General features: G+C 56.8%; 19 protein-coding genes and 1 pseudogene. 6 read left to right on the forward strand and 14 right to left on the reverse strand.

The window, feature by feature from the left end:
- Positions 1-16 precede the first annotated feature (16 nt).
- Positions 17-715, reverse strand: a complete 699-nt coding sequence (locus C463_RS14100; RefSeq protein ID WP_049905969.1) for a helix-turn-helix domain-containing protein — start codon at positions 713-715, stop codon at positions 17-19.
- A gap of 228 nt (positions 716-943) precedes the next feature.
- Here C463_RS14100 and C463_RS14105 point away from each other — a divergent pair, with 228 nt between their 5' ends.
- The 3 genes from C463_RS14105 to C463_RS14115 all read left to right on the forward strand — a co-directional run bounded on the left by C463_RS14105 (position 944) and on the right by C463_RS14115 (position 4,494).
- Positions 944-1,771 (forward strand): hypothetical protein, encoded by an 828-nt coding sequence (locus C463_RS14105; RefSeq protein ID WP_008444981.1) that lies wholly within the window; start codon positions 944-946, stop codon positions 1,769-1,771.
- 57 nt (positions 1,772-1,828) lie between these two features.
- Positions 1,829-2,152, forward strand: a complete 324-nt coding sequence (locus tag C463_RS14110; RefSeq protein WP_049905959.1) for a DNA-binding protein — start codon at positions 1,829-1,831, stop codon at positions 2,150-2,152.
- A 1,016-nt stretch (positions 2,153-3,168) separates the two neighbouring features.
- Positions 3,169-4,494 (forward strand): orc1/cdc6 family replication initiation protein, encoded by a 1,326-nt coding sequence (locus C463_RS14115; protein ID WP_008444984.1) that lies wholly within the window; start codon positions 3,169-3,171, stop codon positions 4,492-4,494.
- A gap of 212 nt (positions 4,495-4,706) precedes the next feature.
- Here C463_RS14115 and C463_RS20225 read toward each other — a convergent pair.
- The 8 genes and pseudogenes from C463_RS20225 to C463_RS14150 form a co-directional block, all read right to left on the reverse strand.
- A pseudogene (locus tag C463_RS20225) lies at positions 4,707-4,880 on the reverse strand (RNA polymerase subunit sigma-70); the annotation flags it as partial.
- 70 nt (positions 4,881-4,950) lie between these two features.
- Positions 4,951-6,300: a DUF790 family protein gene (locus C463_RS14120; RefSeq protein WP_008444987.1), complete on the reverse strand. Its 1,350-nt coding sequence runs from the start codon at positions 6,298-6,300 to the stop codon at positions 4,951-4,953.
- Positions 6,287-7,699, reverse strand: a complete 1,413-nt coding sequence (locus tag C463_RS14125; RefSeq protein ID WP_008444989.1) for a DEAD/DEAH box helicase — start codon at positions 7,697-7,699, stop codon at positions 6,287-6,289. The genes C463_RS14120 and C463_RS14125 overlap by 14 nt, the downstream gene beginning before the upstream one ends.
- Positions 7,700-7,817: 118 nt before the next feature.
- A complete protein-coding gene (locus tag C463_RS14130; RefSeq protein ID WP_008444991.1) occupies positions 7,818-8,174 on the reverse strand; it encodes a calcium-binding protein in 357 nt (118 codons plus the stop codon).
- Between the two features lie 233 nt (positions 8,175-8,407).
- Positions 8,408-9,490: a tetratricopeptide repeat protein gene (locus C463_RS14135; protein ID WP_008444994.1), complete on the reverse strand. Its 1,083-nt coding sequence runs from the start codon at positions 9,488-9,490 to the stop codon at positions 8,408-8,410.
- Between the two features lie 62 nt (positions 9,491-9,552).
- Complete coding sequence (locus tag C463_RS19790; RefSeq protein ID WP_008444995.1) at positions 9,553-10,338, reverse strand: hypothetical protein; 786 nt, start codon at positions 10,336-10,338, stop codon at positions 9,553-9,555.
- A gap of 13 nt (positions 10,339-10,351) precedes the next feature.
- A complete protein-coding gene (locus C463_RS14145; protein WP_008444997.1) occupies positions 10,352-12,139 on the reverse strand; it encodes an SWIM zinc finger family protein in 1,788 nt (595 codons plus the stop codon).
- Positions 12,140-12,229: 90 nt separating this feature from the next.
- Complete coding sequence (locus C463_RS14150) at positions 12,230-12,532, reverse strand: hypothetical protein (protein WP_008445000.1); 303 nt, start codon at positions 12,530-12,532, stop codon at positions 12,230-12,232.
- A gap of 235 nt (positions 12,533-12,767) precedes the next feature.
- Here C463_RS14150 and C463_RS14155 point away from each other — a divergent pair, with 235 nt between their 5' ends.
- On the forward strand, positions 12,768-13,730 hold the full coding sequence (locus C463_RS14155) for a hypothetical protein (RefSeq protein ID WP_008445002.1): 963 nt from the start codon (positions 12,768-12,770) through the stop codon (positions 13,728-13,730).
- 92 nt (positions 13,731-13,822) lie between these two features.
- Here the strand turns inward: C463_RS14155 and C463_RS14160 are convergent, their stop codons facing one another.
- Positions 13,823-14,491 carry a DUF7509 family protein gene (locus tag C463_RS14160; RefSeq protein WP_008445004.1) on the reverse strand — a complete coding sequence of 223 codons (669 nt, stop codon included), beginning with the start codon at positions 14,489-14,491 and terminating at the stop codon, positions 13,823-13,825.
- A 110-nt stretch (positions 14,492-14,601) separates the two neighbouring features.
- Between C463_RS14160 and C463_RS14165 the strand changes: the two genes are divergently transcribed.
- Positions 14,602-14,994 (forward strand): winged helix-turn-helix domain-containing protein, encoded by a 393-nt coding sequence (locus C463_RS14165; protein ID WP_008445007.1) that lies wholly within the window; start codon positions 14,602-14,604, stop codon positions 14,992-14,994.
- Between the two features lie 139 nt (positions 14,995-15,133).
- Positions 15,134-15,376 carry a hypothetical protein gene (locus C463_RS14170; protein WP_008445009.1) on the forward strand — a complete coding sequence of 81 codons (243 nt, stop codon included), beginning with the start codon at positions 15,134-15,136 and terminating at the stop codon, positions 15,374-15,376.
- Between the two features lie 142 nt (positions 15,377-15,518).
- Here C463_RS14170 and C463_RS14175 read toward each other — a convergent pair whose 3' ends face one another.
- The 4 genes from C463_RS14175 to C463_RS14190 form a co-directional block, all read right to left on the reverse strand.
- Entirely contained in the window at positions 15,519-15,959 is a 441-nt protein-coding gene (locus C463_RS14175; RefSeq protein WP_008445011.1) for a hypothetical protein, read from the reverse strand.
- 14 nt (positions 15,960-15,973) lie between these two features.
- Positions 15,974-16,885 (reverse strand): ParA family protein, encoded by a 912-nt coding sequence (locus tag C463_RS14180; RefSeq protein WP_049905963.1) that lies wholly within the window; start codon positions 16,883-16,885, stop codon positions 15,974-15,976.
- Positions 16,886-17,344: 459 nt separating this feature from the next.
- Positions 17,345-18,727, reverse strand: a complete 1,383-nt coding sequence (locus tag C463_RS14185) for a tyrosine-type recombinase/integrase (protein ID WP_049905970.1) — start codon at positions 18,725-18,727, stop codon at positions 17,345-17,347.
- A gap of 431 nt (positions 18,728-19,158) precedes the next feature.
- Positions 19,159-20,784 (reverse strand): transposase, encoded by a 1,626-nt coding sequence (locus tag C463_RS14190; protein ID WP_008445016.1) that lies wholly within the window; start codon positions 20,782-20,784, stop codon positions 19,159-19,161.
- Positions 20,785-20,984 lie beyond the last annotated feature (200 nt).

Below are 20,984 nucleotides of genomic sequence, written 5' to 3' on the forward strand. Positions count from 1 at the left end.
ACCCCGGGTGTTTCGATCAGTCCCGAAATATACCCCACGGACGGTCGATGTTATGAGGCGGATCCTCGTGGGACGCGTCGATATCGCGGTCATATTCATCGGCGATCATCTCCAACGCCGGCTCGTAGTTCACCCGGTACTCCAACATGTGCTTGATCGTCTCGTCCAACGGAATAACCGGATTGCCGTCAACCCACTCGCGAGTGATTTCCCCACTCGTCGGGAACAACACGTACGAGACGGTCGCGTCGTAGTTGGTCGCATCCGGCCGCTCTTCGATCCGGCTCGGAATCCCGAATTCATCGAAGAACGCCGTCCACTGCTCGACGTCCTGGTCGGCGACCTGGATGAAGATCGGATAGTCGTCGTGGCCGCGGGCGATCTGATAACCACCGTGGGTCCAGACGTAGACGCCGTCGATTTTCGTGTACGCAAAAGGCATCCCGGCGAAGTGCGGAATAACGTAGCCGTCGTCGATCGAAGGGGGAACAGCGCGAGAAATGGCCGAGACGAGATCGTAGTAGCGATCCCTGACAACGTAATTCTCGATGAAGACGCCGTCATCCCGGCGGATGAAGCCTGCATCCTCCAACCGCTCGATCCAGTCGTAGACCCACGAGTAGGAGCCGTCGATCTTCTGGGCGATTCGACGGATCGAGTCGCCCGGCCGGGCCGCGACCATAATTTTCGCCGCAGTCTCGTCGACGTACTCCATCATCGCTAGTTATCGGTATCGCATCTAACAGTATTAGTCTTGTCCCCCGTATTCCCTATGAAGTTATCGCTATACAGATATACCCTTCTTAGCTCTGGTAGTCCGATCCGGCTCAGCATTCGAACAGAGAAGGTTTAACCAACAGAGGATACGATTGATCGGTATTTGTTGGTTAAGTTTTTCAGCGCCCGCCAAGGGGCGGAGGCGCACTCCCGTCTCCACCGACCCATGACCGACCGATATCTAACGACCGTTCTCGACGAGGCAGAGCGAGTCGCAGAGCACCATAACCAAGTTGCCCGATCTTCAGACAATCCGAACCACGAGTATCTCCGGTACGCCGTCCTTCGGTTGCTCGAAGACGAGGCTGACGAGACATCGGTGGAGATACCGCAGATCGACGGCATAACCGTCGGATACGGGGAGAATAAGGCGATGTACGAGAGCTGGGACGACGACGTCGAGTGGTGGGAGGCGGTTCCGCCGCAGGCGGAATGTACTCGCTTCCGGATGTTCTACCCCGACGAGTACGAGGCTGTTCCGCGAGTCATCGTCGACGTGATGGCAGCACTCGGGGCGTGGCGTGTCTGGAGTGGGAGCGCTGCCGCCTGTGGCTCCTACGATCATCGCGAGCGGCGGGAAGTCCACTATCTGTGGCCGGAAGGTCATCCGATTGAAGACCTGCTGCAGGATCGGCTCCAGAGTCCTACCGGCGCCGTCGCGCCGGACGGTGGACGAACTGGCGATCTTCGCGACCGGATGGTCGTCATGGAGGACTCGAGCCAGTATGTAGACCTCGAACCGCGAACTCGACGAGCCGTCGACGAAACAATGGCAGTCTCGCTGCTCGAAAAGGGTGGTCGTTACGAGGTGCAGTCAGCCTCGGGGAGCTGGTACGAAGTCGACGTAATTAGCGAATCCTGCACCTGTCCGGACTGGCAACAACGAGCGCCCGAGGGCGGTTGCAAACACATCCGCCGGGTAGATCACGAAATCAAGCAGGGACGAGTTCCCCGACCGGACGGGCGACTCCCGACCGGATCGAACCGGACATAATTAACCAACAGAACTATGGATTGATGCCTATTGTTGGTTAATACGAGGCGACAACCAATGCCCTACCAGCCACCGACCCCGCCTGCAGGACTTCCAGCCGAATTAGTCGATACTCTCAACGAGGCATCGCCGGAACAGCTTCGGGACGTAGCGCACTACGCTGAGGGGCTAGCCGAACACAAGGAACGGGAAGCCCGTCTGGAGGAGGAATCGGCCGAGAAGAATATCGAGGAACGTCCCGACGATCTCCCAGACGACGTTCCCTCAAAAGCGACGATCACAATCAAGGAAATTAACGACAATCGCTACTACTACTGGCAGTGGAGAGAAGGAGAAAAAGTGACGTCGAAGTACAAGGGACCGGTTAATCCTGACGAATAGGCAATATAACGTCCCAGTTGGATGGCCAGTTGTTCGGAGGTAGGCGTCTGCGAAGTGAAAGACGGAAGCTGTCAGTGCTCGGATCACGGAGCAGTCTCGCATCGTTTGACCTCGGTTTTTCACTCGGTCGTAGATTCGAAGACAGGCACCTCTATCGATTTGTTCAACAAAACCACCTGCATGCGGAGGGTCGCCCCTATCGATTTGTTCGTCGAGAAGTCACCCATCGGAGACCGGTATCGAAGCAATGGAGAGAAATGACGAGATTGAGTATAGAACTGCCCCGACACGTGATCGGCTGGATCTATCGCGAGCGGGTCAAGGGGACCACACACCCACCCCTATCGATTTGTTCTGGCGAGAAAGGGGGGGGAGGGGGAGTCAATCCCGAAGAAACCCAGGTAGATATGATTCCTCAGAATGATGTCTCTCGACTATACCCATCTTTATTAACCTGATATCTATCATAATCGGTGTATGGAAAGTGTATTAGACAAATCGATAGGGGAGGGTATAGAGTAGTAAAGTCAAGGAATAGAGAGAACAACAAGACGTCTCTTGCCGTAATATACAAGCAGTCCAATTCTGCTCTTCGTCCTTCGGTTTTTCATCGGTGTTTAAATACTCTATCAGGAGGTGGATAGAGTGAATGAGAGTGGTTAGAACAAATCGATAGACGTGCGTTCTTCTAGCTAGCTAGTAACTAGAACTAGAAAGAAGAAAAAGAGAAGATGAAAGTGACTCTCGATTCCGCCCTAACCGTGACGTAGACGAGACGGTAGTCCATTTTGGAATTCGGCACCCCCTCCCCTTCTTGATGGTTGAAACAAATCGATAGGGGTGAGAGGGTGTGTGGGAACTCTCGTGGATTCAGTTGAGATGAAGAGCCTAACAAATCGTCGGAGGTCATAGGAGATGACTGTGTATCCCTCTGAAAACCCGGTTCTGGCTACCATACCGGTAGAAAAGAAATCGACAGGGGAATCTTTTAGTGTCCTGATAGAGAGAGATGCGGTATGCCCACGGATCCTGGTCCCGAGGAAACACCTGAGTCCACGGGTTCTATCAAAGATCTCATTCTCGAGCAGGAGGAAGCCGCGAGTCTAATCAAGAACCGGTCACTCCTTGAACCGAATGAGATCGTTGACGAGGAACGTATCGTTGGTCGCGACACCCAGCTCACCGATATCACCCAACATCTTCGCGTCGCGATCAGTAACGAACGACCGCCGAACCTCTTCCTCTATGGACCGTCTGGGACCGGGAAATCCCTCATCATCAACGCCGTCTGTCAGAACATCGTCGAACTCTGCGAAAGTCGTGATATCCGGTTCGGCGTCATCCAGATGAACTGCCAGAACGTGGGAACCCTCGGCGCAGCCGTCTACGAACTTGCACGGAAGGTAGCGAACGACATTGGAACGACTGTCGATGTCCCGGAGCATGGGGTTCCAAACAAGAAAAAATGGCGCGAACTCTACCGACTCATCAACGAACACTACGATACAGTCGTATTCATTCTCGATGAACTCGACATGCTCGTCGGTCGTCGCGATATGGACGAGCCAGCTTTCTCCCGCCTACTCTATCAGCTCTCTCGTGCCGGAAGCACCGATGAGATCACCGCCCAGGTTTCCGTGACCGCCATCACAAACGATACGAAGATGATGGAGAGCGTGGGGAGTCGCGCTCTCAGTTCGTTCACCCCTGAGGACGTTCACTTCAGTGACTACGACGCCAACCAGCTCCGGGAGATCCTCTGGGCTCGGGAGGACGCCTTCCACGAGGATGCGCTCAGTGACGACGTCATTCCACTCGCAGCGGCATTCGCCGCCCAAACTAACGGTGATGCACGGAAGGCGATCGACCTGATGCGAACAGCGGGGTCGATTGCAGAAAAAACAGGAGCGGACAAAGTCCGTGAGGAGCACGTCCGAGAGGCCCAAGATAAGGTCGAGAAGAACCGCGTATTAGAGGTAACGCGTGGGATTAGTACGCAGAAAAAGCTCTGTCTGTTCGCGACTGCAGCTGTGGCCCGTGAGGCTGGAACTGGGGCAGCGAGAAGCCCAATCGGATACCGAGTGTATCAGTACTTGACGGGCACCCTGGATTCGGACCAGTATCATCAAGAGACGTACGTGAACAAGATGAAGGAACTCACGACGTATTCGTTGGTCGAGACAGAGCGGAAGAGTCAGGGACCACACTCGGGCAGCTATCTCGAATTCACGTTTGGTGAGAACCCGGAAACCATTATCGAGACGCTTCGGGAAGATTCGCGGCTGGACGATGTCCACGATGACGAACTCCGTACTGTCGTGAACGCACAGCTCAACCAGTAGGCTGTATCTCGAACAAATCGATAGGGGTGAGGGTGTTCTCAATGACTCAGCATCATCGCTGACTGGAACAAGTCGATAGGGGTGGGTCTACACACTGTGGTGGCCGCTCACACAACAAATCGATAGAGGCGACTGTCCAAGAGTTCGTGTCACCGATATTCTACAGTTGTTGTGACACTGGGCTCTTCGAACTGGTCGACTTCGTCGAGGAAGACGACGGAGAGGCCGTCGTCATAGGTAATGTAGCCTACGTCTACGAGACGGTTCACGGCCTGTTTCACCGTCTCCTACGGCGTGTGGAGGTGGTGGGCGACACGGCGGATGGAGTCACCACTCTCGATAGCGAGGATGACCTGCGCCGCCGTATCGTCGAGCACCTCGTACATCTAGTAGTTGCCAATACTCTGGTAATAGCTAAAAATATCACCCGACTGTGGCCTTCGATGGGCTCGCTGTTCAATCAGAAGGATGTGGCGATACCGCAAACTGTTCAGCCAATTCAACCACATCGTAGACATGTCCCCCGGTTTTGAACCACAACAGCCGATCAGAGGCACCCCCAAACTCCTCACTTGCGCAATCCAGCCGCTCCGAGACAGCCAGCACGAAATTGTCGGCCTCCACCTGTCGGATCTTCTTTAGCTTCGCGTCCAAGTACTCGGGCGTCCAGAAGCCGACGATCTCGAGAATCGCACGCCTACCATCAGGATGTTTGATCGCGAAGTCGGGAATCATCACCTCAGCACCAAGGTCGAAGACGTCGTCTTCTCGCACCAACTCCCAGTCCGTATTCGCTCGCTCCCACTTCTGGGTGAGCGTCCGCTCGACGTCGCTATCGAACTGGTCGCCCGCGCTGTAGTGTGAATCGAGGTCCTCCGTCTGGTCGAGCGCGAACCGTCGGGTCTCGCCGGTCGTCTCGTCGACGAGGATCTCGGCGGTCATCTCCCACCGATCACAGAGCGGCAACGCCGGTAGGAAGTTCGCCATCCGGATTCCGTATTTCTGCGATTGCGAGAATAGCGACGCCGGCCCGTCCAGTACGGCCTCATAGCCGGCGGCTTGGTCCGTGCTCGTGACGCGCTCCCCGTCAGCGTCGATCGGATAGATCCGGTGCATCAGTCCGAACAGCTTCACGTAGCTGAAGACCGTCCCGAAGTGATCCCACACGCGAATCCGCATTTCCGTCGCGTCGTAGAGCACCGCTTGGGCGAGCGCGAGATTGTAGCGGGTCAGGAGCCAGTCCACGGTGAGGTCGGTGTGTTCGTACTCCGCATCGCTGCTGCCGGTCAGCGTGGTCGTCGACGTCGACCCATCACCATCACTGGCGTACTGCTCGGCCGTTCGCGTCCCGACCCGGACGAGTCGCTTGTTATCGTCGAGATCGGCGTACATTCCCCGATAGCACTCCTCGAGTGACAACCCGAGGTCGTCGGCGACCGCGCTGTACACCTCCAGTTTCTGTGTATCCTCACCGAGCGTGGGCTGGCGAACGATGGGATACCGATCGTTGGCTTTCTCGAAGAGCCGCCGGCGTATCTCACGCGGTTCGACGGTGGCAACGATCTCGAATTCGCACTCGTCTTTGAGGAGTTTCTCGAGGCCCTGGACGATCTTGTAGTCGGTATCCGCGACGGTCAGCTCGTCAATCGCGTCTTCGAGCTCACCTTTCGACTCGTCGAGATGGTCCTCAAACAGCTGGATGAGTTCCCGAGCAGTCTTCCGGTAGCGCTCTTCGTCGGGATCGATGAATAGCGGCGTCACCGTTTCGTCGGTCGTTCGTGATCGTGCGAGATCAGCCGTCAGCACTGGTGGTCACCCCCTCGCGGCGTCGCTGGGAGACGTACGTCTCCATCGTGTCCTCGGTAATGATCTCGTAGAGACGAGCCGGATCGCGGTCGTCCGTGGGCCGTAGGATGCGGCCGAGTCGCTGCGCATACTGGCGTTTCGAGGCGCTCCCCGAGAGGATGATTCCGACGTTCGCCGCTGGGACGTCGATGCCCTCGTCGAGGACCTGCGAGGTCACGAGCATCGAGTACTCCCCGCTGCGGAATCGTTCCAGAATCTCGGTGCGTTCGTCGGTTTTCGTCTGGTGGGTGATACAGGGAACGATGAACTCTTGGGAGATGTCGTAGGCGAAGTCGTTGTTGGCGGTAAAGATTATCGCGCGGTCGTCGTGGTGGCGCTTGCTGAGATTGTCGAGCGTGTCGAGCTTCTTCTCGGCGGTCCGGGCGATCCGCTCGGCGCGTTGCTTGGCGATGAGTGCCCGTCGCCCCTGTGGATCGTAGGACGTGCGCTTGAGAAACTCCGCATAGCCGTCCTCTTTCCAGAGGTCGAACTCGTGGCTGTCGACGTAGTCGCGATAGATCTGATACTCCTCGTCGTATTCCGACCGTTCGTCGGCCGTGAGGTCGACCGACATGTGGATTGTCTCGTACTCGCTGAGGTACTCGCCAGCGAGTTCGTCGACGTCCTCCCGATAGACGACGGGACCGAGGAGGTCCTCGAGAAGTTCGTGCTTGCCATCGGGCCGCTCGTAGGTCGCCGTGAGGCCGAGGCGATGGGGGGCGATCATCATCTCGGGGATCTGCCGGTAGGTCGGAGCTGGCAGGTGGTGTTCCTCGTCGACGACGAGCAGGCCGAACTGGTCGCCGTACTCGTTGACGTAGCGATAGGCACTGTCGTAGGTTGTGACCGTGATTGCGGTGACGTCGTGGCTGCCGCCGCCAAGCACGCCAACCGGTTCCGTGAGTTGGTCGCCGAAGGCGTTGGCGAGGGTGGCGTGCCACTGGTTCATCAGGTCAATCGTCGGAGTCACGACGAGCGTGCTCACGCCGGCGTCGGCAATGGCCTGGAGACCGAGGAACGTTTTCCCGCTGCCCGTGGGGAGGACGACACTGCCTCGGCGGTCGTGGTCGATCCAGGCGTCGAGGGCGGCCTGCTGGTAGTCACGCGGTTCGATGTGGAGCGCCGGCGTGAGGTCGAGATCAGGATAGGTTCGGGCGGCGTCTTCAAGGGCGTGAGCGAAGCCGTCTTGTAACGTTGCCTGCTCGTCTCCGTCTGTCCACGTGCCAGCCCATTCGAGGAGAGATCGATATCGATACGCTTGGGATCGGTACTCGTCGACGCGGTCGTCCCACTCCGCAAAGGGCACGTCCTCGGGGGCATTTTGGAGCAAGAGAGTCCCGTCGTCGAATTCGATTCGCATTCAGTATTGAGATGAATGTTCCCAGGAGGATTCAATATGTGGGTTCTTGGAGTTTCGTTGCGGCGCGACGCTGTACACGTCTGCGGATGAGGATGGTTCTATCGGGGACTTTGCGTTGTTAGCGGTTGAGCCAGTACTGCCAGTCTGCGATCGCTTGTTCCGTGTCATCACTGGCTTCGACAGGCTCCAGTTGCTCCAGTGGCACGCCAAGCTCCCTGCCCATCCACTCTATCGTCACGAACATCTGGCTGAGAGTCGGATCTGTCGGGGACATTCCGACCACGCGTATCGTTTCGCCTTCCTCTAGAGGTGACTCCTCCTGCTCGGTGACACAGCGCGCTTCGAACGGGAAGTCCATCGTATCCCCCAGATAGGCGGACCATCCCCATGCTTGCTCTTCAGGGCTGTAGGTATCGACGATGATCCGCATCTTGATGCGTTCTTCCCGTTCTTCGTCTTTCTCGGCCCGTGTCATGCTTACCCGTACTTATCCAGACCTCAAGACGCTCGGGGTGGCCGAAACAACTCGCCGACCGATTCAGAAAGCGCTCAATCCGCCCGCAGAACGGATCTGAGTTGCCCGACAAGATTAACCAACGAATGCGAGACAACGCTGTTTGATGTTGGTTAAGATGATAGTTGGGATTGTCTGCTGACGAGTGCGGTTCGCTCTCGGCGAAAACCAGCCGATAGAGACTACTATTTCTCTTATCCCTCGGACGTGTCCACATCAGCTAACCGGCGTTCGAGGTCGTCGATCCGGTCAGAGACGGTTGCTGGCTGTTCGAGGGGGCCTTCGGCATTCAGCGCCTGCTCGTACAATTTTACGGCGCGTTCCAGCTCCTCGGCTGTGGGCTCGTCAGCTCCCTCCCGCCAGTAGCTATCCGCGAGTTTCTTGTACGCCCACGGGTCCTCGGGGTAGTCTCGAATGAGCGTCTCGAACTCGCTCCTGCTCTCAGTTACTCGTTCCAGCGCTGTCAGCGAGTCAGCGACGAAGTGGCGGAAGTCAAGGAGTAGCTCGTCGGGTGCATCCGGAAATTGGGTACAGACCTCCCGACAGAACTCGAGGCGTTGCTCGTGATAGATGGGGTCGTCCGCTGCCAGGGTGGCAAGGTCGTTGTCGAGTGATCGCAGGAATGCTTCCAGGGAGAGCACATTCGGGAGGTGATCGTCAGCCGTCTCGATTGTCGTGATGTCGTCCGGCGTGACGGCGACGATGATCTCCCAGGCACTCAGCCACTGTTCGCAGGCTTCGGTGTCGTCCCCCTGCTCACGGAGTTCTCGACCGTCCTGTACTAGGTCGTAAATCCGTTCCCGATAGGGGAGATCGGGTGCCCATCGGCTCCAGAGCACTTCAGCTGCCATCCAGATAAAATCCTGATCGTATCCCGACGTGTCGACGTCGTGGTCGTCCTCCCACTGGTCGGCGAGTGCCATCGCCGAGTCAACCGCGGCCGCACGGTCACAGAACGACGCTTCGGTCGTGTCGATACCGTACTCGGCAAGCTTGTCCGTGATCTCCCTCGTCGATAGCGCTTGTACGTCATGTAACTCCCACCGCTCATCCGACTGGCGGTTGGTCGCCGCGGTCATGCGTGCCGCTTCGTCCGTGTCTTGCTGCGCACGGGTGGCATCGTCGTCGCTTTCCTCGAGGTCGTGGTCGTCGATGTACTGCTCAACCCGTTTGGTGTCGATCCGACCGAGTTCGTCGGACTCGTGGTCTTCATAGAGATGCTTGCGGATCTCGGATTCGTCCGCGAAGGATCGCTCACAGTACGGGCAGTCGGTCATTGACTGCGCGTTCGAGGAGTGCGGTGAAAAAGAGCGGGGCAACTGTCCGCTCGTGGCTATTGTTAGGGTCGTTTCTCGTTGATGATCGCGGCTGTCTCGGTCGCTGCGATCGGGTCACGTTCTTCGAGGAGTTTCTCGATCTCCCCTGGATCGTACACCTCCTTGACGATGCAGTAATAGCGCGAGGGGGTTCCAAAATCGTAGACCATGCTGAGTTTGTCGCCGTCCCAGAGTGTCGCACGTTCGGCGACGTCAGCAATCGTTACCTCGCTTGCGTTCGTGTATGAGGGGTCTCTAACCTCGGTAAACTGCTGATCCGGGATGACGTTGAGTGTCGAATCCATGTATTCGTCTTCGAGACCGTACATGCGAAGATGGAGGTCATCGAGCGTGGTGAACCGACAGACGAGCCTGTCGAGTTCCGTTATGGTTGTTTCGGGCCGGACGACGATGTCGTACCACTCTTCGCGGGCACGCCCCTTCTGCTTCCATCGGAGACGGTACCCGACTGTCCCGATACGGTCGTCGACGTCATCGCGTTCGTGCTGTTCTCCTCGCTTAGCATGTTCGACTACCGCTGTCCAGCAATACGAACATACCTCGTCCGGCGCATCACCTTCGAAAGCCGTCTTGTCGAAACCTCTCCAGTCGGCGTAGTCCCGAAGTGTGATGTACTCGCTTGCGGGTGAGCGTGTACTCCGGTCACACAGCTTTTCGCCCGGCAAGTCCTGTCGAGGGGCGTACGGCGACCCGTCCGCTGAGTCTGCTTCGAGATCGACGATGTGGTCGACAGTGCCCACTTGGCTGACTTCGATGACGAATCGATCTGTGGTGTCCGTGTCAGTCATGATCTCCGTTGTGCTATCGATCTTCGAACTCCTCGAGTAACTCTTCCAACATCGGTCGGAGCTTGTACTTTTGAGAGTGTGCATCCCGGAGATCCTGTACGTAGGCCCGCCACTCGTTGAGCTCGCCCGCAGCGTCGGCCGCATTTCCGGCTGTCGCTAGCCAGTCTACGGCGTGTCGATACTGCTGTGATTTCCCCTCCTCGATGATCGGTTCGACCTGTGCTTTACAGGCGTCGATCGTCCACTCCGGGCGCTCCTCGAAGACGGCGTCGGCGACCGGTTCGACCACCATGTCGTTCGAAAACCGGTCCGCGATGGCGATGGCCTCGTCGTACCGCTCGGCGTACAGGAAGATCTCGACATGTCGTTGCGCATTCCGCTTGGTCGTGTCTCGGTTCGCAAGCGATTCCAGTATCTCCTCGCGAACAGCCGGCCAGTCGTCACCAGCGAGTTCTTCTGTCGCCTGGTAGGCCGCGAGTGTGGGTGCGGCTTCGAACGCGGCGACGGCCGCCTCTAGCGCCACCTCCGGTTCGTCCAAGCTGGCGGCTCTGTCGTGGAGCCACTCGGCCAGATCTGCCTTCCCGTTGCCGTCCAGGGACAATCCGTACTGGGCTATCTCCAGGGCTGCCTGTGGTCGGTCGTGTTCTCGGAGTGCTCTGGCCAGCGTGAGTGCGTTGTCGGGCGCGTGCAGGTTCTGCTGGCCATACTCGATCGCCTCGTCGATACGGCTCTCCTCGACGAGCATCGTAGCGTACGCGTCGATCTGGTCGGTGGCGGCCGCCAGATCCAGATATTCGTCGACGCGGTTCTGTCGTTCGAGGACGTTGAGTCTGGCTTTGATGACGTCCTCGGCGTACCACGGCGAGTTACCGTCCCAGAGGGCTGCGTACCTACTGTTTGCTCTCATCTCTCGCTGGACGACGTCGAGGGCGACGCTGTACGGTGGTCGGTCCGTATAGCTCCCCATCTCACGCTGCCACGTTTGCAGTCTCGCCTCCCAGTCATCGCGTTCGGCGTCGGAGAGATCAGCCGTGAGTAGCGCTTCGGCCAGCGCCGTGTCGACCTCATCAAAAAACTCGAAAATGGCCTGGGAATCGTCGTATGAGAGTGCAAGCCACGCTTCGTTCATCAGCTCATCTGTGAGTGGTTCGAGAACATCCAGGGCCGTCCCGCCGTCATCTGCTTCGATGGCCGCCCACGCTTGATCGAGTAGGTCGCCAAGCTTCTTGACATCGGTTTCGACTGCTGTATACGGGTCCTGCGTTCGGCCTCCACGCCCCTTCGGGGGCTGGAGGACATACTGAACTTGCTGTCGAATAGAGTCCCGATTTATGTCTGGGCTCTGGTTACCGGAGTCGTCAACAGTAGCGTCCGACTGGGCCGTCTTGAGTCGCGATTCGATCCATTCTTCGAGGTCGGGTTGGCGTTCGACGAGATCAACGAGGAGGTCTCGGAGTTCCGCTGGATCTGTGTCGGCGACCAGTTCGGAGATCGGTGGGCGCTGGCTAACCTCGTCGGGGTTGCGGCTGTACGTCAGGAGGACGGCCACACGATGCTTACAGATTCCACCCTGATCGTACGGGCAGGAGCACGCCGTGTCCACGACGCCAGTCTCATCCAGATTGATCTGGACCTGATAGGGCTCGTACTGACTGCCGTCGACCGACGCTCGCAACCGGTCGCCCCGACGCGTGATGTCACGGACAGCCCCCTGCTCGTAGTAGTCCTCACCTCGATCGTATGACTGCGGTCGAGCGAGGGTGCGGATCGCTGCCTCGGTAATAGTCGGTGTCTGTGCCATCGATGCCTCTTCCGTCTCGCTTCTACGATGTCGCTCGATAGAAAAGGCTAGGAATCGCGCTCGTTGGTAGCCTTCCACAGTAGGCGGAATTCAGGATACAGTGCGAACTAAATCGGTGGTTGCCAGTAGTTCATCGAGGAACGTTGTGACGAGATCATCCGGGTCGCGCGGAAGGCCGTCCGGCGGCTCTTCCCAGAGTTCGACTGTAAATTCCCGTGTTTCCGTTGCCTGTCCCTCACTGGCGATAACCATCAGAATCGCGTGCTGATAGATCACGATCGTCCGCTGGTCGTCGACATCGAGATACTCGATTGCGGCCGCCTCGAGTGCTGCTTGAATATCCACCGGCTCGTCCACCGTGCAATGGTGGACCGGCTCATCCTCGTCCGTCATGGCCGATGCTACCACCCGTTCGTACAAGTATGCGCGGACGGCAAGATTTCGGTAGCCGTTCGTCCGCTTCGCTGTTGATGCGGTCACGCGCACCGACAGTATTGATGAGCTGTTTGGGGGGCGTGGATCGCTTTCGGAGGGTACGCCAGTTTGTCGATCCTCTGTTGACGGCTCTGTCAACACTGCAATCCAGACGAACTGGGGATTTTAAGCTCTCAGCAGTGAGAGTATAGATATGTCGTTCAGCGGGAACTGGCACACGCTCCTCGAAGCGGCCGAGGAGCTTTCTCCGGATGCCACTCTCATCACGCCGCTTTCACACACGCAGTTTCGTATCACCGACACACAGGAACACCGCGTCATCATCGAAATTCTGGACTCGGATGATTCTCAACCGCTCCAGCGCGACCAGTTTGAAACGCTCTATCGTCGTGTCCAGGATGCGAGCGGCGGCTTTGAGCTTGACCGACTTCCGCCGGATGCCGACCCCTATGCAGCCGTGTTGACGCTTCATCCGCAATTCGAGATTGACGAGGACGCCGGGATACTCGTTGAAACGGACACTCCAGCTGCCACCCAGGTGATTGATGAGGCTCCTGCCGAGACTGACGACCGAACTGAGCCGGATGTCAGCGTCTATGCTGATGCGCTCCTATTGATCGACGCATTAGAACGCCACGATCCGACCAGTATGGACACCCTGGATACGGAGACCCTCATCGACCTTTACACGCTGCTCTCGGACGTGCAACGTGGCGCGAACGACCTTCGAAAAGATATCGCCGACAGCCTCCTTGATCGCGTCCATCACGACCAGCCAGTTCATGCCCAGTACGGCTCCGTCCAGCGAACTTCTCGCCGCTCGAAGTCACTGAAGGACGATACAGAGGTCCTCGCTGCGTTGGAGGACGCTGGTATTGATCGGGATCGTGTGCTCGGTGTTGACCCGGACAAGGTCGATGATGCACTTGATGTGACTGACCTCCACGAACAGGATGTCTACGATATCGACGAGCGGGCGTACGTCAGGAAAGCCGACGTCGACGAGGACGTGAAAGAGACGCGATTGCAGGGATTGAAGGACAGGCTCGCGGCCACTGAAAACGAAGAAGCAGATGTGCTCCGTGACGAGATCGAGGACTTGGAAGATCGGATCGATGAACTCACGAGCTTTCGCACTGGCTCCGAGGTGCAGTAAGGAATGACGAGTATCGCTGTCGGGTAATTCTCGTAGCAAATCTAGTGGCGACAGCTCCTCCATCGAACGTCCCGGGCTGACCGCGAGTCCGATCAGTCGAGACGATCAAGCGAGCCGTACAGCTCCCCGTTCTGAATGTGGGTGCAGAACTGTGCGCAGAGCTGACAGCAGTCCACGGCATCGGTGAACGTCCGGACGCTGGCATCCCAGCGTGCGTGGACTGCCCCGAGCATCGCACTTCGAACCGATGGTTCGGTCGCGACCATGACCCGCCGTGCGCGCTCTGGTGACGTCGCGTCGGCTGCCGACCCCTGCATCTCATCCGTCGGCAGGAGATCCTCGAGGACGCTCCCGATCTCGATCCCGACGCCGAGGTTATCGCCGACCTGTGGGGCGATGAAAACCGTTGCATTACTCGCCTGCGCAAAGGCGATACTCTGTGTGGCGGCATCCATCTCCTCGAGCGGGATTCCCACGTCGATTGCGAGGAAGGCATTGAAGCCGCGGTCGCGGAGGCAGTCCCGTGTCTCCTGGAGGAGCCGCAGGACCTCGTCTTCGGCGTACTCGCCGCTGGTCTCATCCCACGTCGCAAACGACGGGGCATCGGTTTCGACATTGGCGTCTGCCGGCAACAGCGCGTCGACGTCGAACGTCCGGTATGGGCCCATCAGATAGACGAGAAACTGTTCCCGCCGGACTGGGGTGAGCGCATCCGAGTCACCGGCCGCACGGGGGAGATTATCGATAATCCGTTGCCGCATTCGAGTCGTCGACTCGGAACGGCAGTATATAAATACCGGTGTTTTCAGGAATCTTCTAGTAGGGAATGACTAAGTACGTGGCACTACAACTAGCGAACTGAGGCACCCAGATGTCTGAAACCGATCGCCACCCCACGGAGGAGGTTCGCCAGCCCGAGCCGCCGCTCCCCGAAGAGAGCGGATTGACGCTCGAGGAGTACCTCGCAATGCAACAGGCGATCGGTCACCCGACGCGCTTTCGCATTCTGCGAACGCTTGTCGCCAACGACGAACTGAGCGCCGGCGACCTGAAGGATACAGTCGATGTGGAGTCGCATAATTTCCACTACCACCTAGACGAACTGGTCGATGTCGGACTCGTCGATAAGCGCCAGCGACGGACTGCCGACAGCCAGGGCTTTTACACGTACTATCGGCCGACCGCGATGGGGAGCGGTATCCTCGAACACGGCGTCGAGGAGCTGATGCGCCGTGAACGCGAGTTCAACGACGCGTATTCCTGATTTGGCACAGGTGACTCCTATTCCACCTCCGATGGCATATTTTGACCGTATATTGGTGACTGTCATATGTCTCCCCTCTGCCGGATATTTAACTACTTTTGGCACGAATTGCTCTACATCGGACAGTTGAGTGTGACGTATGTGGACAAACGAATCGCGATCACTTCCAAATTGGATCAAGGATGCCTATGAGATCCTTGTGTTCACGGCGGGAGGTAAGGAAGCTGAACTCTCTCGTGACCAAGCTCACGACCTGTTGCTTGATCACGACGCGTTCACAAGCGAACCAGCTGATGCGGACTACGCAATCGAACGATTACTCGATTCCGGCTGGCTCTACGAGGTCGATGGATCCCTTCGCATTACCTACCCGGACCGCTAATTGAGCATAGGTCCTTGTGAGCATCAATCCTCCTTATTTATCATCTGTTGACGTTTCGCTACGTATTGGTCATGCCTGTGAGGCTCCTGCCGCCGAAGACGTTGATTCCGCCGCGCGATCCTAAAATCCAAGAATCACTGATTCATTGATCGACGTCTTCCTTTGCCAATTCTCGAATCTTCTCTTTCGTCTCTTCTTGGTGCTCGCCGAACGCCACTTCAAAGATCCCACGATAGAAGTGCTTGTTCTTCTCCAGCGTGACGTTCTCCCGCTTCAACTGTTTTTTTAGTCGCGTGAATGCGACCTCGATGTCCTCGCTTTGCTCTGGTTCAACGTATATCGTGGCTGAATCCCAGTCCTCCCGAATGTTCAACGGTCCTTCATCCGCTTTCGTTGCCTCCTCAGTAGAAAGTTTAGCATCCGCCGAGCCAGCACCCCTCTGCTGATCTGGTTGTTCTTCGGTGGCGGTTGCAGGTTCCTGGTCTTGTCTCTCTGTTTCCGACGTCGCCTCCGTTGTCTCGTCGTCGCTCGCGGCTTCCTCGTCTTCTGCTTCCTCTGACGGGTCATCAAATCGCTCATCCATTCCTCGGGGCATAGTTACACCTCCACCTGCGTTTTGTCGAACGCCCGTTCCATTGTTTCAGCAACCTCTAGGAAGAGGTCGCGCTCGACTTGCTGGTCGTTGGTGTCCTCCCATTCGAAAATATCGCAGCCGTTGTCCCACGCGCGCTGTATCGCTACCCGCATTGGAAGCTTGAAGATCGGCGCTAGTGACGCATATGACTCGTCAAATGCCTCCAGGAATTTCTGTGACTGGCCATCATCTCGATACATGTTTGCCAGCAGCCCTACGATCGCAATCTCGATCTGTTGGTTGTCCTCGATGGATTCCAGCTGATCCCAGAGATCGTCTAGAGCATCCCGGGATGTCGCTTGGGTTTGCGCAGCCAGGAAGACGTTTTGCGCCGCGATGAACGCTGCATCTGTCAGGACCGATAGATCAGGGGGGCAGTCGATCAAAATAAAATCGTAGTCGTAGCCGTCGTCGACCAACTCTTCGAGAGCAAGTTTCAACGAGAGACGAGCGCCTGCGTCGTCCATCCAATCCCGGGCAAGCCCCATGTCCTTGTGGCTCGGTACGAGATCGAAATTCAGGTGTTCGTAATCATCGCTGTGGATCATGATTTCTGAAAGAGTTGTGTCGTCCGTGCGCGGATTGTCGACGAGGACGTCGAGAAGATTTGCATCATCCGTAGCGAGCGTATTTGGAAGGTCGTTCTTCGGGCTTGAGGGGTCGTTGTCGTCGCCCGGGCCGAGTCCCAGGCCTTTCGTCATGTCCGCCTGTGGGTCCATATCGATTGCAAGAACATCGTGATCTCGCGAGGCTAGTGCCGCTGCACTGTTTATTGTCGCCGTTGTCTTCCCGGTCCCACCCTTCTGATTACCGAAGGCGATCGTGGGAATGCCAGTCGATGGTGTGACGCCCCAGCCACGAGGTGACTCGGTCATAGTACGATCATTGATTCAATGACTCATAAATCCACGTCAGACATCTAATCCAGCTCTGGGAATGGTAAAGTGCTGTATTCCGCGGCATAAACCGCTAAAAGGCGCTTATGGCGTTGTACTTGGTGAAAAGTCAAAGAATCACTGATTCATTGAGTCAACGCATTCTGGAATCCTCGCTTGTTGATTCCTCGGGGATTGGGGCTTGCTACTGGCAGTTATTGAATCAGTGACTCTGTACTTCTCTTGGTAGGTGATTCATTGAATCTCTATCTCTTTGATTCACTGATTCATTGATTTAGTGCTTCACATATTCTTAGCGCTCCTCTATTATTCACTGAATCCTAAAATCAATCACTCAATAACTCTTTGATTCACTGATTCACTGACTCTGTGATTCACTGAGATATGTCCTCAACCGTTCACCGGATAACAGACACGGATGAGATCACTCTGGCGCAGTCACTCCTCCCCGAAGGCGGCAGCTAGCTGGTCCCGCATATACTCTCGACGAAGCTTCCGGGCCCGCGAATCTGAGAGATAATTCTGCAATACGACGTCGGCACTCGCGCTTCCTTGTTCGGCCACAATCTCATCGAGGCTTCCGAGGACGACGTCGAGTGACGAGGAATAGGCGTCATACCAGAAGCGTCGACCCATCTTTGGCGAGGGTGACACACCCCCGATCTCGTCAGGAAGGCCCGCTCGGTCAGCGAGTTGTGTAAAACGGTTCCAGACTGTCCATCGGGAAATCGAGCCGCCTGAGGCNCCCCCGATCTCGTCAGGAAGGCCCGCTCGGTCAGCGAGTTGTGTAAAACGGTTCCAGACTGTCCATCGGGAAATCGAGCCGCCTGAGGCGTGTGGTGATGGAAACAGGTGCCCGCTCCAGTCATCGTGATCAGCAAACGTTGCGAGGCGGTTCTCGAGCACCTCTTTACCGTAGAGGAGTGACACCTCGCCGGGCCCGTTCTTCCGCTCCTCGAACGTAATATACGGAATTTCGTCGGTAGATACGTCAAGGACGAATTGACGCGCTCGTAGGCTAGCCACCTCATTCGGACGAAGACCCCATGCACACAGGGCGAGTACCAGAAGGCGGTCCTCCTGGTCGTCTGCCGCCTTGTAGAGTGCGCGAACATGCTCGGTGGCGAGACATGGTGTATCCGTGTCATCGTCATTACCGTTCGACCAGTCGAACTCGTCGTCGAGGCCGTTAGCGGGGTTCACCGCAGCCCATTTCCGACGCACCAGATGCGCATACCAGTTCGAAACCGCGAGATGAATCCGGCGTTTGGTTTGCCCACCGTCGAGATCTGCGTGCAGGCGGTCGAACGCTGCCCAACACGCATCGACTGCTTTGTAGTCTGGGATATCACTATCCCGAGCGACGGGGGTCACGAGGTCATCGGTGTCATTTTCCTCGCAGTAGGCGGCAACATAGCGATTCAATCGGTAGCGGAGGGTATCGATTGACGTGTCTGCAAGGCCCTTGCGCTCTCGCCGTGACGTGAGGAAGGACTCGAGTGCCTCGATCGTCCGTTCGTGGTCGGTTGCCCAGTCGTAGCCCGATTCTACGGCGTCGAGCTCGAGGTCCTCGCGCCAAAACTCTGCGAAGGTCCTGTCGTGATACTCTCGTAGGGCATAGAGGAGCGGCCGAAAGCCGTGGTCGCGAAGCCAGCCGTGTGTCGGTTTCTCTTGTTTTGGATCGAGCCCGTCTGTCTCCATCACCGGGGCGACGATAGTCCAGTACGCGTCGACGAGTTCGTCGAGATCGAGGAGGGTCCACGAGACGTCGTCGACGTCCTCCCAGTCTGGGTCACTCCCTGGTGTCGTTACGTCGGTCACAGTGCTATCCTCCACGGTGTCCGCTGCTCGAGGTTAGGAATCAGGGATAGACGCCTCGCTGAGTCGGTTTCCAATTCTAAGCCCGGCATATTTGGCTGGTAGCGAGTTTCTCACAAATAGGATATAGGTTTTGGGGACAAACAGACTGTTGGAGTCTGTGTGAACACCGAAAATAGATACTTGGGCGCCTGGTTTTGCTATAAATCTTATATCGCTATATGGAATCCAGAGGGGTAGTCCACCACAGTCTCGGAGGATAGGCTAGTTTTGGATCGAATCGCCATCAAGTCGTGGTGATTCTCAGCGGTCAGGGATCGATTTTGAATCTTTACTCTCGAACTACCAGACGAGCGTACGAAATTGCGTGGATTTTGGCGCTGCTGAATACGGTTGTCACTCCTGAGCGGCGGACCCAGCGAGAGCTCAGCCGATCAGTCGTGCGGGATCAACGACGAGGCAACGAGTTCAACACACTCACCCGCAGTCAACACGGGTGCGTAGTCCATCTCACCTCCCACACCCGCTTTCAGTAGAAAGTCGGTGAGCCGCCAGATATTGTACAAGAGCACCCCGAACACGAAGTAGAATAACCGAACACGGTAGTCTTTCGAGGAGGTCTTGGCGAGAAAGTCACCTTTGATCGATTTGTACTCGCTCTCGATCTGCCACCGGCGGCTGTAGCGCTGACAGAACGTCTCAGCTTCCTCGGGTCCCACTCGGAGATTCGTCGCGAAGACAGCCCTTCCCTCCCCACTCGTCGACGGCACGTACAAGAGCCGCATTGGATGCGATCCAGATTCCACATGGATAGAAGCCGACTCAACAGCCACCTCTTGGTCGTCTTCCTCCATTTGTTCGAGTACATCCCGTTCGGAGCTGGAGACCCGCTTGGGAATGAGGTAGTTCACATCGAGGTTTGAGAGTGTCTGGAACACTTGTATCGAGTCAAACTCTCGATCACACAGCACTGTCTCGATTGGAACATGCTCTTTCGCTCGTCGAACGAGCCGTCGCACAGTACGATGGATCTGATTCGACGGGTTCTCATCCCACTCAGAACTCTCCCGAACCGGCTCGACAGCCAAAATCAGCGGGATGTTCTGCCCGATGATCGACAGCGTCGCGAATTTGAACGCTCGACCGTCTCGTTCCTTGATCCCGCTGACCATCGGCATCTCCTTGACCTCTCCATAATAGGGGATTGTCGTGATATCAATCGCAGCGGTAACTGGTCTTCGAAAAGATGCTTCAGAAGCAATTACGGAGAGCAAGCGGTCCGTCGTTTCATTGAATCCGTTCACGAGCCCTTCGGGATCGAACTGCTTGACGGCGCGGAGGTGGGTGTCACCGTGGGGTCCATACTCTTCACCACGCCGGTACTGGAAGCGAGTCGCTCCCTGCGCGGTTCCACACCGAACCATCCCCATGAATGTCTGTAACTCGAAGAATTGCGTGTCCTCATACGAGGCGTTCGACCCTCGACCAGAGTCGAAATGGTCGAAGGCGTGATCACGCGCGAGGCGCGTCGTCTGGATAATCTCCTCCTGTGAGAAGGATTCGTCTTCTATTGGGCCTGTATCTTCTTGCTCATCGTCGACGATCTCTGCCTTAGGCCGCACCTCCGGCGCTGAGATGTTGCGATCATGGACCTCTTTGACAACAAAATAGGCGGCAGCGTGGGCGTATTCGTGGGCTGTGTCGTCGAATCGGTTTCGCCACGCCCGCGAGAAGGCTGATTCGTCGGGCACCCGGCTGAAGCCGAGGATAGTGGCGACTTCCGGTTGTCGGGTGAGTCGTCGAGAAAACTCGGCGTACGAGTCACCCGTGATCTCCATAAACACGAACGAAAGGACCATCGCGCGAAAGGAGAGCGGTGCAGGATGCCATGCCGGATACCCGTCTTCGATGGCATCTATCGAATGACCGAGCTTCTCGAACGTTGTGACGAGATCGGCTTTCTTGAGTTCGTTTCGGATAGTGATCCCCAGCTGGTACGCTTCGCACAGAGACTGTATACGAGGATCATCTTTGGAAGGAGGACTGCCGGAACCACTCATTGAAGAAATGTTGGGGTCGATAGCAAAGTTACCACACCAACATGACTACAAACATACTCTGTTGGCTTTGTTGAAACCCTTCGCAATTGATAGTTTCGCACCCTCAATCGCTCAGTACAGGTGACTCACTTACCGATAGGCACACTCAATCACATACATACTTGTCAAGAACGCTGTGCGAGATACAAAGACTGTATGTA

Origin of the sequence: Halorubrum californiense DSM 19288 (assembly GCF_000336875.1) — an archaeon.
Classification (GTDB): Archaea; Halobacteriota; Halobacteria; order Halobacteriales; family Haloferacaceae; genus Halorubrum; species Halorubrum californiense.

What these genes read in the sequence shown, in the direction of transcription:
- C463_RS14100 (WP_049905969.1), bottom strand. Translation starts at nt 715, where the DNA reads ATGGAGTACGTCGACGAGACTGCGGCGAAAATTATGGTCGCGGCCCGG.
- C463_RS14105 (WP_008444981.1), top strand. Translation starts at nt 944, where the DNA reads ATGACCGACCGATATCTAACGACCGTTCTCGACGAGGCAGAGCGAGTC.
- C463_RS14110 (WP_049905959.1), top strand. Translation starts at nt 1,829, where the DNA reads ATGCCCTACCAGCCACCGACCCCGCCTGCAGGACTTCCAGCCGAATTA.
- C463_RS14115 (WP_008444984.1), top strand. Translation starts at nt 3,169, where the DNA reads ATGCCCACGGATCCTGGTCCCGAGGAAACACCTGAGTCCACGGGTTCT.
- C463_RS14125 (WP_008444989.1), bottom strand. Translation starts at nt 7,699, where the DNA reads ATGCGAATCGAATTCGACGACGGGACTCTCTTGCTCCAAAATGCCCCC.
- C463_RS14130 (WP_008444991.1), bottom strand. Translation starts at nt 8,174, where the DNA reads ATGACACGGGCCGAGAAAGACGAAGAACGGGAAGAACGCATCAAGATG.
- C463_RS14135 (WP_008444994.1), bottom strand. Translation starts at nt 9,490, where the DNA reads ATGACCGACTGCCCGTACTGTGAGCGATCCTTCGCGGACGAATCCGAG.
- C463_RS19790 (WP_008444995.1), bottom strand. Translation starts at nt 10,338, where the DNA reads ATGACTGACACGGACACCACAGATCGATTCGTCATCGAAGTCAGCCAA.
- C463_RS14145 (WP_008444997.1), bottom strand. Translation starts at nt 12,139, where the DNA reads ATGGCACAGACACCGACTATTACCGAGGCAGCGATCCGCACCCTCGCT.
- C463_RS14150 (WP_008445000.1), bottom strand. Translation starts at nt 12,532, where the DNA reads ATGACGGACGAGGATGAGCCGGTCCACCATTGCACGGTGGACGAGCCG.
- C463_RS14155 (WP_008445002.1), top strand. Translation starts at nt 12,768, where the DNA reads ATGTCGTTCAGCGGGAACTGGCACACGCTCCTCGAAGCGGCCGAGGAG.
- C463_RS14160 (WP_008445004.1), bottom strand. Translation starts at nt 14,491, where the DNA reads ATGCGGCAACGGATTATCGATAATCTCCCCCGTGCGGCCGGTGACTCG.
- C463_RS14165 (WP_008445007.1), top strand. Translation starts at nt 14,602, where the DNA reads ATGTCTGAAACCGATCGCCACCCCACGGAGGAGGTTCGCCAGCCCGAG.
- C463_RS14170 (WP_008445009.1), top strand. Translation starts at nt 15,134, where the DNA reads ATGTGGACAAACGAATCGCGATCACTTCCAAATTGGATCAAGGATGCC.
- C463_RS14175 (WP_008445011.1), bottom strand. Translation starts at nt 15,959, where the DNA reads ATGGATGAGCGATTTGATGACCCGTCAGAGGAAGCAGAAGACGAGGAA.
- C463_RS14180 (WP_049905963.1), bottom strand. Translation starts at nt 16,885, where the DNA reads ATGACCGAGTCACCTCGTGGCTGGGGCGTCACACCATCGACTGGCATT.
- C463_RS14190 (WP_008445016.1), bottom strand. Translation starts at nt 20,784, where the DNA reads ATGAGTGGTTCCGGCAGTCCTCCTTCCAAAGATGATCCTCGTATACAG.